This is a genomic window from Thermodesulfobacteriota bacterium, assembly GCA_036482575.1.
GTDB lineage: Bacteria > Desulfobacterota > GWC2-55-46 > GWC2-55-46 > JAUVFY01 > JAZGJJ01.
Genome location: JAZGJJ010000036.1, coordinates 1 through 3,334, shown reverse-complemented (window position 1 = coordinate 3,334; position 3,334 = coordinate 1). Strand labels below are relative to the sequence as shown.

Sequence of the window (3,334 nt, the reverse complement as noted above, 5' to 3'; positions counted from 1 at the left end):
AACATCGACAGGAACGCGATCGGCATGACAAAGGCCCCGATGACCTTGAGCTTGTGTTTGAACTCCATCACGAGGTAGCCTATGTTCAGCGCCCACACGAAGAGTATCATCGACTCGTAGAGGTTGGCGAACGGCGCGTGGCCCGACTCCATGGCCCTTGTTATAAGGATCATAGTGGTGGAAGCGAGCGCCACGAACGCCATGGCAGTTCCGGTCTGCCCCATCCATTCCTTCTTTAAGACCCAGTAGCCCACGTAGAAAAGGGCCGTAATGAAGTAGAAGGCAAAGGACATCGTGAAGAACATCAGCGACATTACTACCTTTGGCTCGTTCATTCCGTAACCTCCGTCCCGGGTGCGGACGTGGCCTTCAAGGCCTCCATAAGCTCCCCGAACTCTTTTTCAAAGGCAAGGTTGTTCTTGTTTATCGTGCCGCCGACGCGCACGAGCGTGGACCTGTCCGACCTGTTTATAGTCACCCATATCCTCCTGTGGAACACAAAGAATGCAAGTATGAAGCCGAAGCTCATGATCCCCGTGCCGACCCATACTATATTGGTCCCCGGGTCCTTATTGAGCGATATGCCAGAGTAGTGGACGCCGTTAAAGGCGTTCAGCACGAGGTTGTAGTCCGTCTCCCCTATGGTCGAGAAAAGGCCGGGGTAGTTGAAGAACAGCCACGGCACGGCCACGAGGGTGCCGTCCTCGTAGACCTCCACCCTCACCGCCGGGTTGTCCGCCTCGCCGGACTTCGAAAAGACGGACTTGGACTTCTCGTCATAGGCGAAGTCCGAGACGTATCCCACCAGTTTTATGGAATAGGGGGTGCCGGGGATCTCCTCGAGCTCCATCCACCCCACGTTCACGAGGTCTCCCTCCCTGTACAAGCGGTCGTCCTCCCCGCTCTTTGCCAGGGCTATCTCGGCGTCCTTTATCCTGTCCCACGCAAGGCCCCAGCTCGACTGGTAGAAACGGATGCCCTTGTAGTAGAGCGGCTCGTTTACCCATATCTGCTTTGTGAGGACCTCCTCGCCCCCGTCTATTACCGTAAGGAGCGAGTTGTACTGTCTTATCTCGCCCGTGTCGTAGTACTCTATCCAGAACTTATCGAGCCTGAGCTTGAACTCCGCGTTCGGGACGTCTATGGTGGTGCCCACATAGATGCCCTTGAAGTCCCTGAACCCCTTATAACTGCCGACGATGGCGCCTATGAGTATGAGGAGCAGGCTAAGGTGGACAAAGTCCGAACCGAAGCGCCCGATGAGCCCCTTCCACGCGTATACCGAACGCTCTCCCCCCCCTCCTCCCCCCTCTCCCCCTTTGCCCCTGAACGCCCTGACCTTGTACCCCTTGCTCTTCAAGACACCCACCAGGCCGTCCCCGGCTGTGTCGACGTCCGCATCCACCGTAAAGCCGGCGTTGTTCCGGAACCTGTCTACAACGGCGGGGTCGAACTCCTTCGGCGGGGCAAGCAGCGTTCTCCACTTGGGCGGGAACCTCTCGATGGTACAGACGACGATATTCAGGGTCATAACGCCCAGGAGCCCCGTGAACCAGAACGAATGGTACATGTCGTTCAGACGGAGAGCGAGGATGACGTTCGCCCACTTCTCCCCGTAATCGGTCACGTACGTATCCACCGGCTGGTTCTGCTCTATGACCGTACCGATTATCGATGTGAGCGCGAGGATTATCAGGACGAAGACGATCAGCTTGACCGAGCTGAACAACTCCCATGTCGAGCGTAACACCCCCAGTATACCGGAGCCTACGACCTTGTACCATGCCTTTTTTTCCGCGCCCGCGGCAGCCTCGCTTACCTTATTCCCCATAGATGCCCGGGCTACTTCTTTTCACCGAACTGGGTAATGAAGTCCGCAGCGGCCTTGGCTACCTGGGTCTCCGGGTCTATCTTCACGACCTTCTCCCATGCCTCCACGGCCGCTACCTGATTCCCAAGGCCGTAGGCGAGTATGAACCCCTTGGTAAGCCAGATACGCTGGTAGTAAGGGTTCTTCGCTATGCCGTCCTCCACGTACTTGAGCCCCTCGACCGACAGCCCCATGTAATGGCTCGAAAGGGCCAGGTCGTTATAGGAGTCCACATCGTCCGGGTTGATCTTTATGGCCCTTTTATAGTACTCGCTCGCGTCTTCGAAGCGCCTCATCCCGAAATAAGTATCCGCCACGCGGGAGATCAACTCCGCGTCTTCGGGGTTCTCATCGAGCCTTGCCATAAGGTCGCCGAGGATAACCTGGTCGGCCACGGGAGGGGGCTCTTCCACGACCCTTTGAGTATACTGCACCTCCGCGCTGGAACCATTCCCGTCCACGGAGGCATTGCCTGAAAAGTTCGACCCCACCAGGTAACCGCCAATTGCGAAGACCAGAACTATCCCGCCAATCAGGAATCCCTTCTTGACGCTCCCATCATCCGTTGCTGTGCTCACCTCTTATACCTCCCGTCTATCGCCTTTCGTATGGCTATCACGTCCTCGCCGTTTTTGTGCATATTGCGCGCTATAAGGGCCTCGTTTATGCATATGTCGCAGTTGGCGGCATGGCGGTCCACATAGCAGGTAAGCAGGCTCTTGTGTCCCGCGTGCTTCTTGCAGTCACAGTAGCAATACAGGCTGTCGAGGATCTCGGGTATCTCCCTGGCCGCCTTGTACGAAGTCGCGACCTTCCCGGAAAAGTACGAGGGAGAGAGGGTCCCTCTCGTCTCCCCTCCCCTTAATGCCTCCGGGTCGATTACCTCCTCGCCGCCGCCGCACGACACGAGCGTCAGGGCCGCGCCGATAAGCAGAAGCAACCCCAACGCCGCCCCCTTTTTATTTCCATTATTTCCATTATCTCCAAACATAGTCAATCACCTCTACACGGATAAGTTGCCGTCCCCATCACTCTATATGCTAACAAACCAAGATTAAACTATTATTAAAAGTTGATTAGTATTTTCGGTTCGCGCCGCCTCACACCGCCTCCTTGCGGCTGGACGCGTAGTAGCTCTCGCGCGTCATCTTGACCTCCTCGTCGAAGAATATGCACTTGGTGGGGCACCTCTTTATGGGGTCGTCCGTCTGGGGACAGGTTTCGTAGTGGACCACGGCGAGGTTATCCTCCATGGTTATCCCGCCCTCTTCCGGGCAGTCCTTGGCGCAGAGCGTGCAGGCGATGCACGCCACCTTGCAGGCCTTCTTCGCCGCCCCGCCCTTGTCCCTGTTCTTGCAGTAGACGAAGAGTTTGTGTTCCTCGGGGTGCATCTCTATGACGTCCCTCGGGCAGGCCCTCGCGCACGCGCCGCACCCCACGCACTTGTCGTAGAAGACCACGGGC

General features: G+C 57.0%; 5 protein-coding genes. All 5 read right to left on the bottom strand.

Annotated elements, in window-relative coordinates:
• Positions 1–335, bottom strand: a 335-nt coding sequence (locus tag V3W31_01590) for a hypothetical protein (GenBank protein ID MEE9613630.1), incomplete at its 3' end; no start/stop codon positions are given.
• Positions 332–1,831: a cytochrome c biogenesis protein ResB gene (locus V3W31_01585; protein ID MEE9613629.1), complete on the bottom strand. Its 1,500-nt coding sequence runs from the start codon at positions 1,829–1,831 to the stop codon at positions 332–334. The genes V3W31_01585 and V3W31_01590, both read right to left, overlap by 4 nt.
• Positions 1,832–1,842: 11 nt before the next feature.
• Positions 1,843–2,448 (bottom strand): tetratricopeptide repeat protein, encoded by a 606-nt coding sequence (locus tag V3W31_01580; GenBank protein MEE9613628.1) that lies wholly within the window; start codon positions 2,446–2,448, stop codon positions 1,843–1,845.
• Positions 2,445–2,861 (bottom strand): CYCXC family (seleno)protein, encoded by a 417-nt coding sequence (locus tag V3W31_01575; GenBank protein MEE9613627.1) that lies wholly within the window; start codon positions 2,859–2,861, stop codon positions 2,445–2,447. Before V3W31_01575 ends, V3W31_01580 begins: the two co-directional genes overlap by 4 nt.
• Before the next feature lie 109 nt (positions 2,862–2,970).
• A partial coding sequence (locus V3W31_01570; protein MEE9613626.1) for a 4Fe-4S binding protein occupies positions 2,971–3,334 on the bottom strand: 364 nt, incomplete at its 5' end.